The sequence below is a fragment of the Nakamurella aerolata genome (assembly GCF_013002705.1).
GTDB classification, from domain to species: Bacteria; Actinomycetota; Actinomycetes; order Mycobacteriales; family Nakamurellaceae; genus Nakamurella; species Nakamurella aerolata.
Map to the genome: position 1 here is coordinate 19,866 of NZ_JABEND010000012.1, position 17,412 is coordinate 37,277.

The 17,412-nt window shown below is 70.3% G+C and carries 17 protein-coding genes; 5 read left to right on the plus strand and 12 right to left on the minus strand.

Going from position 1 to position 17,412, the window contains the following annotated elements:
* Positions 1-79 precede the first annotated feature (79 nt).
* Positions 80-499 (minus strand): hypothetical protein, encoded by a 420-nt coding sequence (locus HKD39_RS16715; RefSeq protein ID WP_171201017.1) that lies wholly within the window; start codon positions 497-499, stop codon positions 80-82.
* An 85-nt stretch (positions 500-584) separates the two neighbouring features.
* Here HKD39_RS16715 and HKD39_RS16720 point away from each other — a divergent pair, with 85 nt between their 5' ends.
* Positions 585-1,208 (plus strand): nitroreductase family protein, encoded by a 624-nt coding sequence (locus HKD39_RS16720; protein ID WP_212754678.1) that lies wholly within the window; start codon positions 585-587, stop codon positions 1,206-1,208.
* Between the two features lie 153 nt (positions 1,209-1,361).
* Positions 1,362-2,471: a DUF3626 domain-containing protein gene (locus HKD39_RS16725; RefSeq protein WP_171201018.1), complete on the plus strand. Its 1,110-nt coding sequence runs from the start codon at positions 1,362-1,364 to the stop codon at positions 2,469-2,471.
* 29 nt (positions 2,472-2,500) lie between these two features.
* On the opposite strand, the gene HKD39_RS16730 is transcribed toward HKD39_RS16725, so the two are convergent.
* The 7 genes from HKD39_RS16730 to dapE form a co-directional block, all read right to left on the minus strand.
* The gene (locus HKD39_RS16730; protein WP_171201019.1) at positions 2,501-3,889 is read right to left on the minus strand and encodes a VOC family protein; all 1,389 of its coding nucleotides are present in this window, start codon (positions 3,887-3,889) and stop codon (positions 2,501-2,503) included.
* Positions 3,890-3,961: 72 nt separating this feature from the next.
* Positions 3,962-4,399, minus strand: coding sequence for a type II 3-dehydroquinate dehydratase (gene aroQ, locus HKD39_RS16735; protein WP_171201082.1), 438 nt, complete (start codon positions 4,397-4,399; stop codon positions 3,962-3,964).
* A 134-nt stretch (positions 4,400-4,533) separates the two neighbouring features.
* On the minus strand, positions 4,534-5,814 hold the full coding sequence (aroB, locus tag HKD39_RS16740; protein ID WP_171201020.1) for a 3-dehydroquinate synthase: 1,281 nt from the start codon (positions 5,812-5,814) through the stop codon (positions 4,534-4,536).
* Positions 5,811-6,410 carry a shikimate kinase gene (locus tag HKD39_RS16745; RefSeq protein WP_171201021.1) on the minus strand — a complete coding sequence of 200 codons (600 nt, stop codon included), beginning with the start codon at positions 6,408-6,410 and terminating at the stop codon, positions 5,811-5,813. Before HKD39_RS16745 ends, aroB begins: the two co-directional genes overlap by 4 nt.
* Before the next feature lie 2 nt (positions 6,411-6,412).
* Positions 6,413-7,669, minus strand: a complete 1,257-nt coding sequence (gene aroC, locus HKD39_RS16750) for a chorismate synthase (protein ID WP_171201083.1) — start codon at positions 7,667-7,669, stop codon at positions 6,413-6,415.
* Between the two features lie 89 nt (positions 7,670-7,758).
* Positions 7,759-8,511 (minus strand): LOG family protein, encoded by a 753-nt coding sequence (locus HKD39_RS16755; RefSeq protein ID WP_171201084.1) that lies wholly within the window; start codon positions 8,509-8,511, stop codon positions 7,759-7,761.
* 127 nt (positions 8,512-8,638) lie between these two features.
* A complete protein-coding gene (gene dapE, locus HKD39_RS16760; RefSeq protein WP_171201022.1) occupies positions 8,639-9,718 on the minus strand; it encodes a succinyl-diaminopimelate desuccinylase in 1,080 nt (359 codons plus the stop codon).
* 77 nt (positions 9,719-9,795) lie between these two features.
* On the opposite strand from dapE, the gene HKD39_RS20140 reads away from it, so the two are divergent.
* The 3 genes from HKD39_RS20140 (at position 9,796) to HKD39_RS16775 (ending at position 13,167) form a co-directional block, all read left to right on the plus strand.
* The gene (locus tag HKD39_RS20140; RefSeq protein WP_212754681.1) at positions 9,796-10,755 is read left to right on the plus strand and encodes a hypothetical protein; all 960 of its coding nucleotides are present in this window, start codon (positions 9,796-9,798) and stop codon (positions 10,753-10,755) included.
* 37 nt (positions 10,756-10,792) lie between these two features.
* A complete protein-coding gene (gene dapD / locus HKD39_RS16770; RefSeq protein ID WP_171201023.1) occupies positions 10,793-11,806 on the plus strand; it encodes a 2,3,4,5-tetrahydropyridine-2,6-dicarboxylate N-succinyltransferase in 1,014 nt (337 codons plus the stop codon).
* Between the two features lie 434 nt (positions 11,807-12,240).
* On the plus strand, positions 12,241-13,167 hold the full coding sequence (locus HKD39_RS16775) for a CHAD domain-containing protein (protein WP_171201024.1): 927 nt from the start codon (positions 12,241-12,243) through the stop codon (positions 13,165-13,167).
* A gap of 37 nt (positions 13,168-13,204) precedes the next feature.
* Here the strand turns inward: HKD39_RS16775 and dapC are convergent, their stop codons facing one another.
* The 4 genes from dapC to HKD39_RS16795 are packed head-to-tail and all read right to left on the minus strand — an operon-like array spanning position 13,205 to position 17,388.
* On the minus strand, positions 13,205-14,317 hold the full coding sequence (gene dapC, locus HKD39_RS16780) for a succinyldiaminopimelate transaminase (protein WP_171201025.1): 1,113 nt from the start codon (positions 14,315-14,317) through the stop codon (positions 13,205-13,207).
* Positions 14,314-14,655 (minus strand): ferredoxin, encoded by a 342-nt coding sequence (gene fdxA, locus HKD39_RS16785; RefSeq protein WP_171201026.1) that lies wholly within the window; start codon positions 14,653-14,655, stop codon positions 14,314-14,316. The genes dapC and fdxA overlap by 4 nt, the downstream gene beginning before the upstream one ends.
* Before the next feature lie 46 nt (positions 14,656-14,701).
* Positions 14,702-15,217, minus strand: coding sequence for a hypothetical protein (locus HKD39_RS16790; protein ID WP_171201027.1), 516 nt, complete (start codon positions 15,215-15,217; stop codon positions 14,702-14,704).
* Positions 15,214-17,388 carry an ABC transporter ATP-binding protein gene (locus HKD39_RS16795; RefSeq protein WP_212754683.1) on the minus strand — a complete coding sequence of 725 codons (2,175 nt, stop codon included), beginning with the start codon at positions 17,386-17,388 and terminating at the stop codon, positions 15,214-15,216. Before HKD39_RS16795 ends, HKD39_RS16790 begins: the two co-directional genes overlap by 4 nt.
* Positions 17,389-17,412: the final 24 nt, after the last annotated feature.

The window sequence follows — 17,412 nt, forward strand, 5'->3', positions numbered from 1 at the left end:
GAGCGTTGACCGCAGGCGAGTCTCGACCGGCAGCGCCGCTTCCTGCATCAATGATAACGGGGCACAGCGGGTCCGATGACTAGCCGAGGTCCGGCTCGCCCGCCACTTTGTCGACCAGTTGTTCGGCCGGCTCGGCGGCCAGCCCGGTCTTCTTGCGCACCAGGTTGATCGCCTTGCCGCGTTGCCCACCGGCGGCGTAATCGCGCACCTGCCGTTTGACCTTGGGGCTGAGCGTCGAGCCGGCGGCCACCGAGGTGCCGATCATCTTGTCGACCATCTGCTTGGCAGCCGCGAGACCGAGGCCGGTCTCCTGCCGCAGCAGTTTGATCGCCGGGATCACCTGACCCGATTCGGCCAGGCCGCGTACCCGGCCGGCCAGGTCGGGGCTGAGCGTGACCTGGGTGGGGTCGACCGTGCCGCGCACCGAACGCACCGCCAGCAGCCCGCTCACCAGCACCACGGCGATGACGGCGATCAGGATCCACACCCAGGTCGGCATGGTGCTCAGCTTACGAACCTCAGCGACGGCAGGGCCAGCACCCACCGGTCGTTCGCTGCCGCGCCGCGGTTGGCAGGATGAGCTGGTGGCTTGGGAACGCGCACCGGGAAATGACGGACCGCAGCTGGTCGATCTGCTGCACGACCGCTGGAGTACCAGGGTTTTCGACCCGGAGCACACCCTGGACGACGCCCAGCTGACCACCCTGCTCGAGGCCGCCCGCTGGTCGCCGTCGGCGGGCAACAGTCAGCCGTGGGCTTTTGTCGTCGGGCGCCGCGGGGACGCCACTCACTCCGAGTTCGTCCGGCACCTGTCGCGCGGCAACGCCTTCTGGGCGCCGCGCGCCAGTGCGCTGATCGTCACGCTGCACCAGACCGCGAGCGACGAGACCAACGAGGTGCTGTACTCCGACTACAGCTCCTACGACCTCGGCCAGGCCGCCGCGCACCTGACGGTGCAGGCCATGGCCATGGGCCTGGCGACGCACCAGTTCGCCGGGTTCGACCACGACGCGGTGGCCGAGGCGTTCGCGGTGCCGCCGCACTGGCAGGTGACCACCGCCATTGCCGTCGGCAAGCAGCTGCCGGCCGAGACCGTCGAGCAGATCGAACCGACCATCGCCGCGCGCGAGCGCCTGCCGCGCACCCGAAAGCCATTGTCGCAGTTCGTCTTCGGCGCGAAGTTCGGCGAGCCTGCTGCCTGGCTCTGAAGCGAGTCCCTCCTCTCGCACGCCTTTGTGCCCCGTCGCGCACCGTTCAGCACGTCGCACACCTTCCAGCCGTCCTGGGGTGTGCGACGTGCCGGAACCTGTGCGATCGCAGGCGGGCCGAAAACCCCATGCGGCCGCTGCGACACTGGAGCAATGCAGCGACCGCCGCACAGGGAACCAGCTGCGCTGCTGCAGGTGCGCATCGCCGCCCGGCAACGCCGCGAGCGGGACGAGTTGCGCTGCCGACTCGCGCTCTCGGCGGGCCGGTCTGGCTCCCCTGTCAACGCCGGTTCCGGCAGCGCCGGTGCAGATGTCCGCAGTAGCACGGCTGCGTTGGCCGCAGGGCTGATGCAGCATCGGGTCACCATCAACTTTCATCCGGACCGCCGAGCGAGCGATGGGCAAACCGCGGCGGAGTCGCTGCGGGACAACGGGATCTATCACAACCAGTACCGCACGGGTGTCAGCGCAGGCAGCCTCACCGCGTTCGCCGGCGGGGTGCGGGAATCGTGGGAGCGACGCTTGTTCGGTGCCGAGTCGGCCACGCTCCCGCCCGGGCTGCGGCCGCGCTACGGCGGGCTCGACGTCGCCGCCCATGCCGATGGGGCCTGCCCTCGATTCGGGTCGTGCTATCTGGTGCTGGATCCGTCGGTGCTGTCTCGCTGCACTTTCCTGGTAGGCGACTCCCATCGCGCCACCGACTCAGCCGCGGCGGACTTGGGAACGGTGGACCAGCCGGTCGGAGTGCTCGCCGGTCTGCTGGAGCGGGCATTGGCGGGCGACGCGCTCAACCTGCCCGGCGGTATCGACGTTGTCATCGACCAGATCATTCGGCCGCCGGCGAACGACGATCGACTGCGCGGGCAGCCGGTGGGTCGCGCGCTTGACGAGTACATCGAGACGCAGGTGCACGGCCCGGTGGCGCTGGACTCCGACGTGGCTCAGTTGGTGATCGATCCCTCGTTCGACAAGACGGAGACTGGGAAAGCCCTTGCCGACGCCGCGGAACGCCATGGGTTGCAGCTGACCCGCCATCCGGGCTTTGCGCTCGGCACCGACGACCTTGCGCTGGTACCGGACGACTTTCGCGGTCCTGAGGTGATCGAGCTCGCTTACCGAACCGCGCGGGAGTACGGTGCCCCGATCACTGCGGCGAGCATCGGAGCGCTCGCCCGAGAGCCGGCCGCGGATCGAGACCCGTTGCGACAACAGGTGAAACAGCTGTGGCACATGTTGGTGGCGTTCGGCCGGTCACCGGCCTGAGCGGGCTCAGCTGACCCGCCTGAGCTGCCTCAGCTCACCGGCGGGCAGCCGCAGATCACCAACTCGTTGCCCTCGGGGTCGAGCAGTCGCCAGGTCTGATACCGCCCTGTCGCACCGGTATCGACACGTGCATCCGGTCCGTTCTGGCGGCGCCCACGGGTGGGCTCGCCCGGCGCGCTCACGATCTGCCCGCCGGTGGCCGTGGCGGCGCGGACTCGTTCCGCCGCAACGGTTTCCGGGACGAACAGTTCGACGTGCGTGCGGTTCGGTTGTTCGCGGCGGGCGGTATCGGCCGGTTCGAGGTGCTGGAACATGATCGGCGGACCGAACCCGCGCGGGTCGATGATGTCGGTGACACCCGCGCGCGGGTCGTTGCGGTAGTCGAGCGCGGTCCGCCAGAACTCCCGCACCAGCGGGATGTCCACGGCGTCGACGCCGAGTTGCAGGAAGCGCAGCCCGGACGGATCGGGTGACAATCCCAGTGAGTGCGCGGCGCCCTGCACCTGTTCCGCCAGCGCGGCGAACCGCCCATCGATCTCCCAGTTGTCCTTGCCGGTGTCGACCACCACGACGCCAGGCCGCAGATCCACCCGCAAAGCCATGGAGTCGGCCGCGAGGTCACTGACCAGCCCGGCGAACTCGGCCGCCCGCGCCGGGCCGCTGACGCGGTATCCCACCGCTGCCGTGAACATCGCCCACCAATCCGCTGCGGCTTCGTCGGTGCCGACCGGGCCGGCGGGCACCACATCGACCTCGTTGCCGTCGGCGTCGGCGAACAGCACGCCGAAGGGACCGCCGAGATAACGCCCACCGGCGCGGCTCGCCGCGTCGCCGTCGGCGCTCCAGCCGCCGGGCCGGCTGATGTCGATATGGATGCGCTGCCGCAACGGCCGCTGTTTGTCGGTGCGGCGCACCGCGATCGGCGGGCAGCGGCGGAGCGGGTCGGCCAGCACCGTCTCGCCGGTCGCATCGAACCGCCGGTCGCCGAACCCCGCGCCGCCGGCGCGCCGTTCGGCCGGCACGTACCCGGCGACCGAGGTCCAGAACGGGACCAACGCGGCGGGTTCAACGCTTTCGACAGCGATGCGCATGGCTTGCAGGCCAACGGGTTCAGCCGACAATCCGTGTCGCCCGGCAGCCTCGGCGATCGTGCCGAGCTCCGTGCCGGCCGCAGCATGCGGATCGGACACACCAAGCGCGGTACCGACCCGGCGCAGGTCGACGTCAACCGACGGCGCGGCTACCGCTGTGTCGACTCCGCCGGCAAGGTCGCCGGCCAACGCGGCACCGGCCAGTTCGCCGGTGCCGGCGGCGCGAACGCGTTCGGCAGGCGAATAGAACGCGCCGGGACCGGCCGGCAACCGCCACCAGTCGGGCCCCGCTGTTGCCTGCCGCTGGCACTCGCTGTCGCTGCTCATCCTCGCAGCGTGCCACCGCCCGCCGGGCGGCACAAGGTTTGTTACCCGGCAGCGGGTCTCGGGGTGAGCGGGTCAGCCGGGTCGACGCGCCGCGACGAACCGCAGCGCCAGCTCATAGCCCAGCGGCCCCAGCCCGGCGATCACCCCGGACGCGACGGCAGAGATCACCGAGTGGTGGCGGAACTCCTCGCGCGCGTGGATGTTGGACAGGTGCACCTCGACCAGGTCGGCGGTGCGTTGTGCGGCGGCATCACGAATGGCGATCGAGTAGTGGCTCCAGGCTGCCGGGTTGAGCACCACCGGTAGCTCACCGTCGGCGGCTTCGTGCAGCCAGCGCACCAGCTCGGCCTCGTCGTCGGTCTGCCGCACCTGCACGTTCAGACCAAGGGTGAGTCCGGTCGCGACCAGCTGGTCGGCAAGCTCGGCGTGGCTCAGGTTGCCGTACACGTTGGGTTCCCGCGCGCCGAGCCGGCCCAGGTTGACTCCGTTGAGCACCAACACCTTTGGCATCGCCTCGATGTCGGCGGTGAGCTCGGCCTCCATCCCCTGCAGCGCCCGCGATTCGGCGGCGGATGGCCCGCCGCTCGACTCCGGCTCGGTTCGGGCATCCGGCTGCCGCGGGTCAAGGGAGTCCGAGGATTCGGTCACGACGACGGCCTTTCTGCGCCGGCGGTGCTGCCGTCAGGATGACGACCAGCCGCGGGGTTTTCGGTATCGGAGTCGATCGCGTCGAACGCGGCGGCCAGCGCCGCCTCCGACGGCCCGGCCAACCGCTCGGTGCGCAGCGGGCCCGTCCCGCGCCCCGCAGGAGCGGACGAGTCGATGTCGGGCCGGTCGGTCAGGATCACGAAACGCAAGACACCGGAACGGGTTTTCTTGTCCGAACCCATCAGCTCGATCAGCTCGGCCCTGGCTTGCTCGGTGGCGGGATAGCTGGTCGGCAGGCCGACAGCGGCGAGCAGCCGGCGGGTGCGGTTCACCACCTCAGGGTCGAGCCGGCCGGCCTGCGCCGCGAGCGCTGCGGCGAACACCATGCCGACGCTGATCGCCTCGCCGTGCCGCCACCGGTACTGCTCACGTTTCTCGATCGCGTGGCCAAAGGTGTGCCCGTAGTTCAGAATCTCCCGCAAAGACGCCTCTTTCAGGTCGGCGGCGACCACCTCGGCTTTGACCCGCACGGCGCGCTGCACCAGTTCCGCCAGTAGCGGCCCAGCCGGGTCGAGCACGGCGTCGAGGCCGAGCCCTGGATCGGTCAGCGCGCGCTCGATCAGCGTCAGGATCTGCGGGTCGGCGATGAATCCGCATTTGATGATCTCGGCAAGGCCGGCGACCAGCTCCGGTTCCGGCAAGGTGTCCAGCGCCGCCAGGTCGCCGATCACCGCCACCGGCTCGTGGAAGGAGCCGACCATGTTCTTGCCGGCGCCGCTGTTGATCCCGGTCTTGCCGCCGACCGCCGCGTCCACCATCGCGAGCAGGGTGGTGGGCAACTGCAGCACCCGTACCCCGCGCAACCAGGTGGCAGCGGCAAATCCGGCGAGATCGGTGCTGCTGCCGCCACCCAACCCGATCACCAGATCGGTGCGGTCCAGGCCGATCTGCCCGAACACGTCCCACAGAAAGGCAAGCACCCCAAGGGATTTGGCGTCCTCACCGTCCGGCACCTGCACCAGGTGGACGTTGCTGCCGCCGGATTCCAGCAGGGCCTTGACCGACTCGGCCATCCGGGCCAGCGGCGCCGGATGCACGATGGCAACGGTGCCGGCACCGGCGTCGGCGACGGCCGCGACGATGGCGTCGGGCAGGAACCGCCCGATCGTCACCGGGTAGCCGGGAATGCTGCGCACCTCGATGCGTGCGCGGCAGTCGGCTGCCGAACCGACCGAAGCCGGTTGCTGCGCTCCGGACTCGGCTGACGGGATGGTCATCGGCTCGGCTCCGATTCCGGACGATCGACGGGCGGGCGGTCTGCGCCGTCCACCCGGCCACCGGCCTGGCCGGCTGCCGTGGGCGCCGCCGCCGACGCCAGCCAACGCGCCAGCTCGGCGGCGAGCTCGTCCGGGCCGGCACTGTCGGTGTCGACCGTGACGGTCGCAACCTCCTGGTACAGCGGCAGTCTGGCCTGCAACAACCGGCGGTAGTCGGCGCGCGGGTTCACCCCGGCCAGCAGCGGCCGGTTGCTGGCAAGGCCGGTGCGTTGCACCCCGACCGGCATCGATACCGACAGGAACGCGACCTGGTGTCCACGCAGCAGCTCCCTGGTGGAATCGGCGAGGACAGCGCCGCCGCCGAGGGCAAGCACACCGTCGTGTTCGGTCAAGGCAGCGGCCACCGCTCGCCGCTCAAGGCCACGAAAGTGGTCCTCGCCCTGCCCGGTGAAGATGTCGGAGATGCTCTGTCCCGCAACGGCTTCGATGTCGTCGTCCACGTCGCGGAACGGGCGCTGCAGCGCGGCCGCCAGCGCCCTGCCCACCGTTGACTTCCCGGCGCCTGGCGGGCCGACCAACACGATCAGCGGCGCCACGGTCAGTCCTCGTCCCCGGCCGCGGGGTGACCCGCCACCACGGCAGCGCCGGTGGCACCGTCACCGAGCGAGCCCGGCGCGGCGATCCCGGCCAGGTAGGAGTCGGCGTTGCGCCGGGTCTCGATGACGTTGTCGCCACCGAACTTTTCCAGCACCGCGTCGGCCACCACCAGCGCCACCATCGCCTCGGCGACCACCCCGGCAGCCGGTACCGCGCACACGTCGCTGCGCTGATGGATCGCGGTGGCCGGCTCACCGCTGGCCATGTCGACGGTGGCCAACGCCCGCGGCACCGTTGAGATCGGCTTCATCGCGGCGCGCACCCGCAGCACGTCACCGATGCTCATTCCGCCCTCGACACCGCCGGCCCTGTTGCTGCGCCGGGAAACTCCCTGCGGCGCACCGGGTTCGACGTCGATCTCGTCGTGGGCAGCCGACCCGCGGCGCCGGGCGGTGCGGAACCCGTCACCCACCTCGACACCCTTGATGGCCTGAATGCTCATCAGCGCGCCGGCCAGCCGGGCGTCCAACCGCCGGTCGCCGTGCACGTAGGAGCCAAGGCCAGGCGGCAGCCCGTAGGTCAGCACCTCGACGACCCCGCCGAGAGTGTCCCCGTCGGCCTTGGCCGCGTCGATCTCGGCGACCATGGCGGCGGTGGACTCCGGGTCGAGCGCCCGCACCGGCGACTCGTCGATCAGCGCCAGATCCGTCGGTCCGGGCAGCACATCGCCCGCCGCGTCGGCCGTACCGATCGACACCACGTGCGAGAGAACCTCGGCGCCGAGTACCTGCCGCAGGAACTGTCTGGCGATGGTGCCCAGCGCCACCCTCGCGGCGGTTTCCCGCGCCGAGGCGCGTTCCAGCACCGGGCGGCCCTCGTCGAAGCCGTACTTCTGCATACCGGCGAGGTCGGCATGCCCAGGACGGGGGCGGGTGAGCGGGGCGTTGCGGGCCAACCCGTCGAGCACCTGCTCGTCGACCGGGGCGGCGCTCATCACCTGCTCCCACTTGGGCCATTCGGTGTTGCCGATCTGGATCGCGATCGGGCCGCCGATGCTGACGCCGTGCCGGACGCCACCCAGGATCGTCACCTGATCCTGCTCGAACTTCATCCGGGCGCCGCGGCCGTAGCCGAGCCGGCGCCTGGCCAGCTGGGCCGCGATCTCCTCCGCGGTGATACGGACACCGGCGGGCAACCCCTCAAGGACGGCGACCAGGGCGGGGCCATGCGATTCTCCGGCGGTGATCCAACGCAGCACGCCTGCCATGTTCCCACGGCCGCGTCCGCGCCCTAGGTGGCGGGCGCCGCTCCCCTGCGCCGAGACGCAAGCCATGGTTCACCCGGGTGTTACCGCACCGGCTGGTTCTCCGCCTGCTGTTCGGCCTCCCACGCGCGATAGGCGTTCTCCACCAGCTCAAGCACCTCGGGGACGCTGTCGGTGACGTGCAACAGCGCAACGTCCTTCTCACCGACGTTGCCCGCCGCCAGCACCGTGCCCTTGATCCAGTCCACCAGGCCGCCCCAGTACTGCGACCCGAACAGGATCACCGGGAACTTGGTGACCTTCTGGGTCTGTACCAGGGTGAGCGCCTCGAAAAGCTCGTCGAGGGTGCCGAAACCGCCTGGCAGGCAGACGAACGCCTGCGAGTACTTGACGAACATGGTCTTGCGGGCGAAGAAGTAGCGGAAGTTGATACCGATGTCGACCCACTCGTTGAGGCCCTGCTCGAACGGCAGCTCGATTCCCAACCCGATGCTGAGGCCGTCGGCGTCCTTGGCGCCGCGGTTCGCCGCGGCCATGATGCCCGGTCCGCCGCCGGTGATCACCGCGAAGTCCGCCCTGGCGAGCTCGGCGCCGATCTGTCTGGCCGCGGCGTAGTACGGCGAGTCCGGTGGGGTGCGGGCCGAGCCGAAAACAGTGACGGCCCTTGGCAGTTCGGACAGTGCGCCGAACCCCTCGACGAACTCGGCCTGGATCCGCAGCACCCGCCACGGATCGGTGTGCACCCAGTCGGAGGGGCCACGCGCGTCCAGCAGCCGCTGGTCGGTGGTGGTGGCCTCGCGGCTGCGATCGCCGCGCAACATGACCGGCCCGCGCATCTTCTCGGCCCTGGTTCCGGGAGCCGGACGCTCCCCTGCCGGGTCTTCGCCGTCCGGTCCGGTGTGTGGCAGCTGTTCGGAGTTCACGTCCTTCAGGCTAGTGAGCCGAACGGTCGGCCGGCACCCGTCAGCTCAGATAGTTGCGCAGCGCCTGCGTCATCTGCCGGATCTGGTTCACGTCGACCCACTCCTGCGGGGTGTGCGCCAGCATCGGATCGCCCGGACCGTAGTTGACGGCGGGAATGCCCAGGGCGGCGAACCTTGCGACGTCGGTCCAGCCGAGCTTTGCCTGCACCACCGGCCCGGCCGCCGGGTCGGCCCCCGAGGTCACCGCCTCGACGAACTCGGCGGCGGCCGGCTGCGACAGGCCGGGCAAGGCACCGGCGGCCACATCGATGATCGTCACCTCGAAGTCGGCGAAGTGCGTGCGCACCCTGGCCACCGCCTCGTCCGGGCTCAGATCGGGAGCGAATCGATAATTGATCTTCACGACGCATTCGTCGGGGATCACGTTGGACGCAACCCCGCCGCGGATGTCGACCGCGTTGAGGCCCTCCCGGTAGCGGCAGCCGTCGATGTCGACCTCACGGGTGTCGAAGCTGGTGATCGCCGCGAGCACTGCCTGCGCATCGTGAATGGCGTTGTGCCCCATCCACGACCTGGCGGCATGGGCGCGCGCGCCCTTGGTGGTCACGGTGAACGCCATGGTGCCCTGGCAGCCCGCCTCCACCAGCGCATTGGTTGGCTCGCCGAGCAGCGCAAGGTCGCCCCGCAGCCACTCCGGCAGTTCCCGTTCGATGCGGGTGAGGCCGTTGCGGTCGTGCTCAACCTCCTCGCAGTCGTAGAAGATGAAAGTCAGTTCCTTGGAAGGGTTCTCGACGGTCGCGGCCAGGTGCAGCAGCATCGCGACGCCGGACTTCATGTCGGTGGCGCCGCAACCGGCCAGCCGGTCGCCGTCCAGCTGCGACGGCACGTTGCCGGCGATCGGCACGGTGTCGATGTGCCCGGCCAGCACGACTCGTTGCGGGCGATGACCGGTGGTGCGGGCCAGGATCGAGTTGCCGGACCGCACCACCTGGTAGCCGGGCAACTGCACCAACTGCTGGTGGATCTCGTCGGCAAGCGGTCGTTCGTCACCGGAGACCGATGGCACGTCGATGAGCGCGGCGGTCAGCTCGGCCGGGTCGGCGGTCAGCGTCAAAGACATGTCAAGCACCGTACGCGCCGAGGTGGCACCGCGAGCGTCACGGTCGGCACCGCCGGGCGATCCGTACCCTTGGTGCCATGCAGGTGCGGCGGGGCGCGGTGATCGCCGCAGTAGCGGTGTTGCTGGCGGCCGCCGCGATCGGCGTGGTCGTCGTTGTCAACAAGGACTCGGGCACCCCGGCGGCCGAATGCGTGATCCCGGCGCCGCCGGCCGGTGGCAGCGGCGACACCGCCGGCGCCGAACCCCTGACGGACCAGGAGTTCTCGGCGGCCCAGTTGCAGAACGCGGCAACCATCAGCGCTGTCGGGATCGCCCGCGACCTTCCGCTGCGCGCCAGAATCATCGCCATCGCGACCGCGCTGCAGGAATCGACGCTGCGCAACCTTGACTACGGCGACCGCGACTCGGTCGGCCTGTTCCAGCAGCGCCCGAGCCAGGGCTGGGGCACGGTGGAGCAGATCATGGACCCGGTCTATTCGGCCGGGAAGTTCTACGACGAGCTGGTGACGGTGCCGAACTGGCGCACCGATCCCCTCACCGAGGTGGCTCAGGCAGTGCAGCGCTCGGCTTTTCCGGACGCCTATGCCAAATGGGAGGACGAAGCCACCGTGCTCGCCGCGGCTTTCGCCGGAACCTCAGCGCCGGAGTTGCGCTGCCGTCCCGATGCCGCCGCCCCCACCGCGGCGCAGCCGACGCGAGAACCGTTGTCCGGCACCCAGAACGCCAACGGCCGACTGCGCGCCCTGCTGGCCGCTGCGCACGCCGAACTCGGCGCCGGCGCCGCCGACGTGACGGTCAGGTCGGTGGGCTCGGCAGGACGCAGCGCGGTGGTGACGTTCACCGGCGGCGGCCTTTCCGCTGGCACCGGGAACCGGATGCTGGCGGCCTGGATGGTGGCGCACAGCACCGGAACCGGCGTGCAGGACATCACCGTCGACGGGCGCCGGTACCGCGGCGGATCGTGGAGCGGCCCTGACTCCGGCAACCCGCCGGCAGGTGCTGCAGCGCGGGACGCCGTCACTGTGACGGTCGGCTGACCGGCCCACGGCGACGGCACCGATAAGCTGGGCCGCGATGAGTACCTACCTGTCCGAGCCGGCCTCCGGGATCGGCCTTGCCACCATCGATCTGGCCACCGACTCCGTGCTCGAGGTCTGGTATCCGGTACCGACATTGACGATCGGCCCGGCCGGCGGGTCCGACTGGCCGCAACGGCTCGCCGCCGCCGAGCGCACCGACGACACCCGCGGAGTGCGGATCGCGGTGCAGCACACCGAGATCGGCTCGCTGGCCGAGCCACCGGCCGACACCACAGATGCCTACCTGCGCCTGCATCTGCTGTCGGCCCGGCTGGCCAGACCACGCACGGTCAATGTCGACAAGATCTTCGCGGTGCTGCCCAACGTGGCCTGGACCTCGCTCGGACCGGTGCCCGCCGCTCGGCTCGGTGAGCTGCAGCTGGCCGCCAGGCTGGCCGGCACCCCGCTCACCGTGAACGGCGTCGACAAGTTCCCGCGCCTGACCGACTACCTGATTCCCGACGGCGTCCGCATCGCCGACGCCGGGCGGGTACGGCTCGGCGCGCACCTTGCCCCCGGTACCACGGTGATGCACGAGGGGTTCTGCAACTTCAACGCCGGCACCCTCGGGGCGTCCATGGTGGAGGGACGAATCTCCCAGGGCGTTGTGGTCGGCGACGGCTCCGACATCGGCGGCGGCGCCTCGATCCAGGGCACGCTGTCCGGCGGCGGCACCGAGCAGGTGTCGATCGGAGAGCGGTGTCTGCTCGGCGCCAACGCGGGCATCGGTATCTCACTCGGTGACGACTGCGTCGTTGAGGCCGGGCTGTACGTGACGGCCGGTACCAAGGTGCTGCTGCGCACCCCGGCTCCAGCCGCCGGCGCCGCAGACACCACCGCCACAGACAGCACCGACAGCACCGGCGCCGAGCGGGTGGTCAAGGCCAGAGAGCTGTCCGGGTTGTCCGGCCTGCAGTTTTGGCGCAACTCGCAGACCGGACAGGTGGAAGCGGTGCCGCGCAAGGGTTCTTGGGGCGCCCTCAACGACGTACTGCACGCTGGGCAGTGAGCACGGTGCCCAACCGACAGCGCCGCCGGCCGCAGCCGTCCCGAACGTCAAGGACCGCGGGCGCAGCAGCATCCACCCGCAGCGGTGCGCGCCCCGCTGCCGGCGCCGGGGCGACCGCCACCCCTCGTGCCGCGAAGGCGGCAACGCCGAAGGCCGCTGCGGCAACGCCGAAGGCCGCTGCGGCAACGCCGAAGGCGCCGCCCGCCCGGCGCACCCCGGCCGGAACGGCACGGACGGCCGACCGGCCCGCTCGGCCCACTCGGCCCGCTGTCGGCAGCTCCACGACACCGGCCCCGGTCCCGGCCCGAAAGCCAAGGGCGGCAACCACAACCCGCAAGGCCAGCGCCCGCACGACCGGGACCGCGGGGCCGGCCAGGGCCGCAACCCCCGAGCTGGAGACGCCGGCCCCGCGCCCCGCGCCCCGCCGTGCCGGGTTGGTACCCGCGGACATCGCGGACGCGTTGGCGTCGGTGCTCAGCAAGGCCACCGATGCCATCCGCGACAACGAGGCCGGTAGCCGGGTGGGCACCGACATCGAGCACGTGCACCAGATGCGAGTGGCCACCCGGCGCATCAGAGCCTACCTCAAAGCCGCCAAGCCCGCGCTCGACGCCGGCGCCGCTGACCAGTTGCGCTCGGACCTGTCCGCGCTGGCGAGAGTGCTCGGCGAGGTCCGCGACCTGGACGTGATGATCGACCGGCTGCACTCGGAAGCCGACGACCTCGGCGGGCACGACGGTGAAGCGCTGAATCGCCTTGTGCACCAGTTGGATTCGCGCCGGGACGCCGCCAGGGCGGCGCTGGTCGCCGAACTGGACCGCAAGACCTTTCCGGCGCTGCTCGCCGAGCTCGACGCCGCCGCCGAGCGGCCCCCGGTCAGCGACCCTTGGGCGGATCTGCCGGCCCTGGCCGCCGCCGAATGGGGCAAGCTGGACAAGGCACAGGCGAAGCTGCAGCGCCGCTTCGGCGGCAACCCGCCGGATGACGATCTGCATGAGCTACGGATCTACGGCAAACGCGCCAGGTACAGCGCAGAGTTGTTGACCGGTAAGGGCTCCCGCGCCCGGCGCCCGGCGGCCGTCAAGCGCTATCTGGCAGCGCTCGCCGAGTTGCAGGAGGTGCTCGGCAACCACCAAGATGCCGCGGTGCTCGAGGATCAGCTTCGCGAGTTGTTGGCCAACGCCGGCACCGGCGGGACCAGGGGCCGGCGCGGCGGGCCCAGCGCCGACGAGCTGCTCGCCGCGCTCGCTGCCGGCCGGCTGATCGAGCGCTGCCGGATGCGCAAAGTCCAGGCCCGGCAGGAGTTTCCGGGCGTGTTTGGCGCCGTTCAGCGGGCGGCTGCGAAGGCGTTCGGCGGCTGACCGAGGCCGCAAGCTACGGCGCCGGTTCGCGGCGAGTTCAGCCGGCCAGCCGCTGCACCGCGGCCTTGACCCGCTCGTCCGTCGCTGTCACGGCCACCCGGATGTGCCGGGCACCGGCCGGGCCGTAGAAGGTGCCGGGCGCCACCAGGATGCCCTGCTCGGCCAACGCCTCGACGGTGTCCATGGCCGGCTCGCCGCGGGTGAGCCAGAGGTAGAGACCGGCGGTGCCGTCGTCGTCGGAAGAACGGAACCCGGCCCCGGCGAAGGCTTCGGCCAGCCCGTCCCGGCGGGCACCGTAGCGGGTGCGCTGCACCAGCACGTGCGAGTCGTCGTTCAGCGCGGCCGTCGCGGCGGCCTGAATCGGGCCTGGCACAATGGCGCCGAGCTGCTTGCGGTCAGCCAGTAGCTGCTGCACCAGCGTCGGATCACCTGTGACGAAACCGATCCGGTAGCCGGCCATGTTCGACCGCTTCGACAACGAATGCACCGCGAGCAGCCCCGAGTAGTCGCCCTCGCACACGTCCGGATGCAAGATGGACACCGGATGGGCGTCCCAGCCCAGGTCGAGATAGCACTCGTCGGAGGCCAGCAGCACGTCGTTGGCGCGGGCCCACCGGACGATCTTGCGCAGCTTTTCCGGGCTGCTCACCCTGCCGGTCGGGTTGCTCGGGGAGTTCAGCCAGATCATCCGCACCCGGTCCGGCAATGCCGCACCGTCGGCCACCCGGACGATGTCGGCGCCGCACTGCCTCGCACCGACCTCGTAGGTCGGATAGGCCAGCGGCGGAATGCCCACCATGTCGTCGGGGCCGAGTCCGAGCTGACCCGGCAGCGAAGCCACCAGCTCCTTGGAACCCGGTGTGGGGACGACGTTCTCGGGATCGACATCGTCAACACCGTGGGAGCGCAGCAACCACTGCGAGTAGGCCTGCCGCAGCTCCGCGGTGCCGTGCACGGTTGGGTAGCCCGGCCAGTCGGACGCCGCGGACAATGCGCTGCGCACCGTGGTGGGCACCGGATCGACGGGCGTTCCGATGGACAGGTCGACGATCCCGTCCGGATGCTGACCGGCCCTGGCGCGGGCGGTCTTCAGGCTGTCCCAGACGAAATCGCCGAGACGGCCGGGTAACGGACCGGCGGCCTGCGTCATCGGCTCTGCTCCTGGTGCTCGGAATTCATCGGCGGCAGTGCGGCGATCATCGGGTCGTCCTTTGCGATCTTGCCGGTACGAGCGGCGCCGCCGGGGGACCCGAGATCGTCGAAGAAGTCGACGTTGGCCCTGGTGTAGTCGGCCCAGGCGGCCGGCACGTCGTCCTCGTAGAAGATGGCCTCAACCGGGCAGACCGGCTCGCACGCACCGCAGTCGACGCATTCGTCCGGCTGGATGTAGAGCATGCGCTCGCCCTCGTAGATGCAGTCGACCGGGCACTCCTCCACACACGCCCGGTCGAGCACGTCGACGCATGGTTCGGCGATCACATATGTCACTTGTCAACTCCTATGGCTCAGCTGCGGTGCACCGCCGCCGGGGCCCCTATCCGCGGTCGGCCTGCTCGTCGCGCTGTCCAGTATCCCCCGTGTCGAGATCACTTTCGGCATCCGGGCGGCGCATGGAGGCGCTGAGTGACTCGGCCCACAGCAGCGACAGCGACACCGCCCCCGCCAGGGCAACCGCGCCCAGCAGCAGATAGTTGCGCCATCCGTTCTGATACACCCGCAGCGGGGCCGAGTACAGCCCACTCGGCAACAGCAGCAGCACCGCGGTCAGCGCGAACGCCGCCAGCACCGGCAGCGCCGCTGCCAGCAACGAGCCGGTGACGACGTAGGCGGCTCTGGGCAGTGCCCAGCACCCGAAGGCGATCAGCACAATCGACACCGGAAGCGGTATCGACCCCAGGTACCAGGGCAGATAGAAGAAGGCGACCAGCGCGGCCAGCCCGGCAACCAGCGTCAACAGCGAGGTGAGCGTCCAACCGACAACACCCGGCCGCCGCTCCGGCTGCCGCTCACCCGTCGAGACGGCAGGCGAACCGGCCGGCCGCTCGGTCACAGGTCTTCGTCGTCCCTACGGTGCCGGTGCTGTGACTCCCGCTCCTGTTCGCGCTCGGCGTGCTTCTCGTCGGCCAGCTCATCGCCCGCGAACATCGCCTGCACCGGATCCTTGCGCGCGGGATCGGTCACCGTGTAGCCGAACATGTCAGGGTCAGAGCCCTCCTGCACGTAGCCGCCCTCGTTCGAGGCCCGCTCACCGCCGACCACCTCGGGCACACTCTGGTTGACGGTGGCGTCGGTCGACTGCACGCCTTCGTCCCGCACCGGAGTGTCGTAGCCCTCCAGCTGAGCCTCGGCCGCCGCGCCGAACACCGAATCGTCGTCGGATTCAACGCCGACGCCGGCGGCGATCAACGCGTCGCGGCGTTCCCGGCGCAGCCGCTGCTCGTCCGGGTCAGGAACCGGGACGGCAGCCAGCAGGCGCTGGGTGTACGGCTGCTGCGGATTGCCGAGAATCTGTTCCCTGGTGCCGAGTTCCACCAGATCGCCGTGGTGCAGCACCGCGATCCGGGAGGATAGCATCTCGACGACGGCGAGGTCGTGCGAGATGAAGAGCGCGGCGAAGCCCTTCTCCTGCTGCAGCTGTTGGAACAGCTCAAGCACCTTGGCCTGCACCGAAACGTCCAGCGCCGAGGTGGGCTCATCGGCGATCAGCAGCTCCGGCTCCAGCGCAAGGGCTCTGGCGATGCCGACGCGCTGGCGCTGCCCGCCAGACAGCTCGTGCGGGTAGCGGTTGCGCATGCTGCGGGACAGATTCACCTGGTCCAGCAGCTCCTCCACCCGCTTGCTCAGCTGCGCGCCCTTGGCGATCTTGTGCAGGTACAGCGGCTCGCCGATCGACTCACCGATCGGCAGTCGCGGGTTGAGCGATGAGCCAGGGTCCTGGAAGACGAACGACACCTTGCGGCGGACCTGCATCAGCTCGTTCTTCTTGACGCCAACCATATTGGTGCCAACCACTTCCGCGGTGCCTTCGACGAACGGCAGCAACCCGACAAGGGCCCGGCCGACGGTGGTCTTGCCGGAGCCGGACTCACCGACAAGCCCGACCACCTCGCCGCGGTGGATGTCGAGGGTGAAGTTGTCGACGGCGCGGAACGCCGGCGTGCGGCCGCGCTTGGGGTACTCGACCGCGACGTTCTGCAGGCTCACCACGATGGGCTGCCCGGTGGCGTCCACCAGCCCGCTGCCCGGCTTGCCCTCCCGTGCGGCGACGTGTGCGCCACCGGTCTTGGTCAGCCCGACCCCACCCGCACCCCCAGCGCTGTCGGCACCGTCGGCACCGTCGGCGCCGGACTTCTCCAGCCCGACTCCGGCCCCCGGTTCCAGGGTGTCGGTCGACCCGCCGAGGTGCGGCACCGCCGCCAGCAACTGCTGGGTGTACGGGTGCTGCGGATTCTTGAAAATCTGTTGTGCGGTACCGGTTTCGACGAACTTGCCGTCCTTCATCACGATGATGCGGTCGGCCATGTCGGCGACGACGCCCATGTCGTGGGTGATCAGCACGATGCCGGCGTCGACGCGGTCTTTCAGGTTCCGCATCAGCCGCAGAATCTCCGCCTGCACGGTGACGTCGAGCGCGGTGGTCGGCTCGTCGGCAACCAGCAGGGTCGGGTCGAGCGCCAGCGCCTGGGCGATCATCACGCGCTGCCGCTGGCCGCCGGACAGCTGGTGCGGGTACGAGTCGACGCGGCGTTCCGGGTCGGGGATTTCCACCATGGTGAGCAGCTCGATGGCCTTGGCCCTGGCCGCGGCGGGAGACAGCGCCCGGTGGCTGCGCAGCATCTCGCCGATCTGGAAACCGACGGTGTAGACGGGGTTCAGCGCCGTCATCGGCTCCTGGAAGATCACCGAGATCTCCCGGCCGCGAATCCGGCGCTGCACCCGGTCAGAGGCGCCGACCAGTTCGGTGTCGCCGAGCTCGATGGACCCGCGCACGGCGGAGTTTTTGGGCAACAGACCGAGCAGGCTCATCGCGGTGGTGGACTTACCCGAGCCGGACTCACCGACGATCGCCAGCACCTCGCCGCTGCGCAGCTCGAAGTTGGCGTCCACCACGGCCGGGTACCACTCGCCGTCGACCCAGAAGTCGATGTCAAGGTCGCTGACCTTCAACACCACCCGGCCGGTGCCGGTGGCCGGCTGCGTTGGTTCGGAAAGTGTTGTCACGATTCGTCCTTTCGAGCGCCGCGC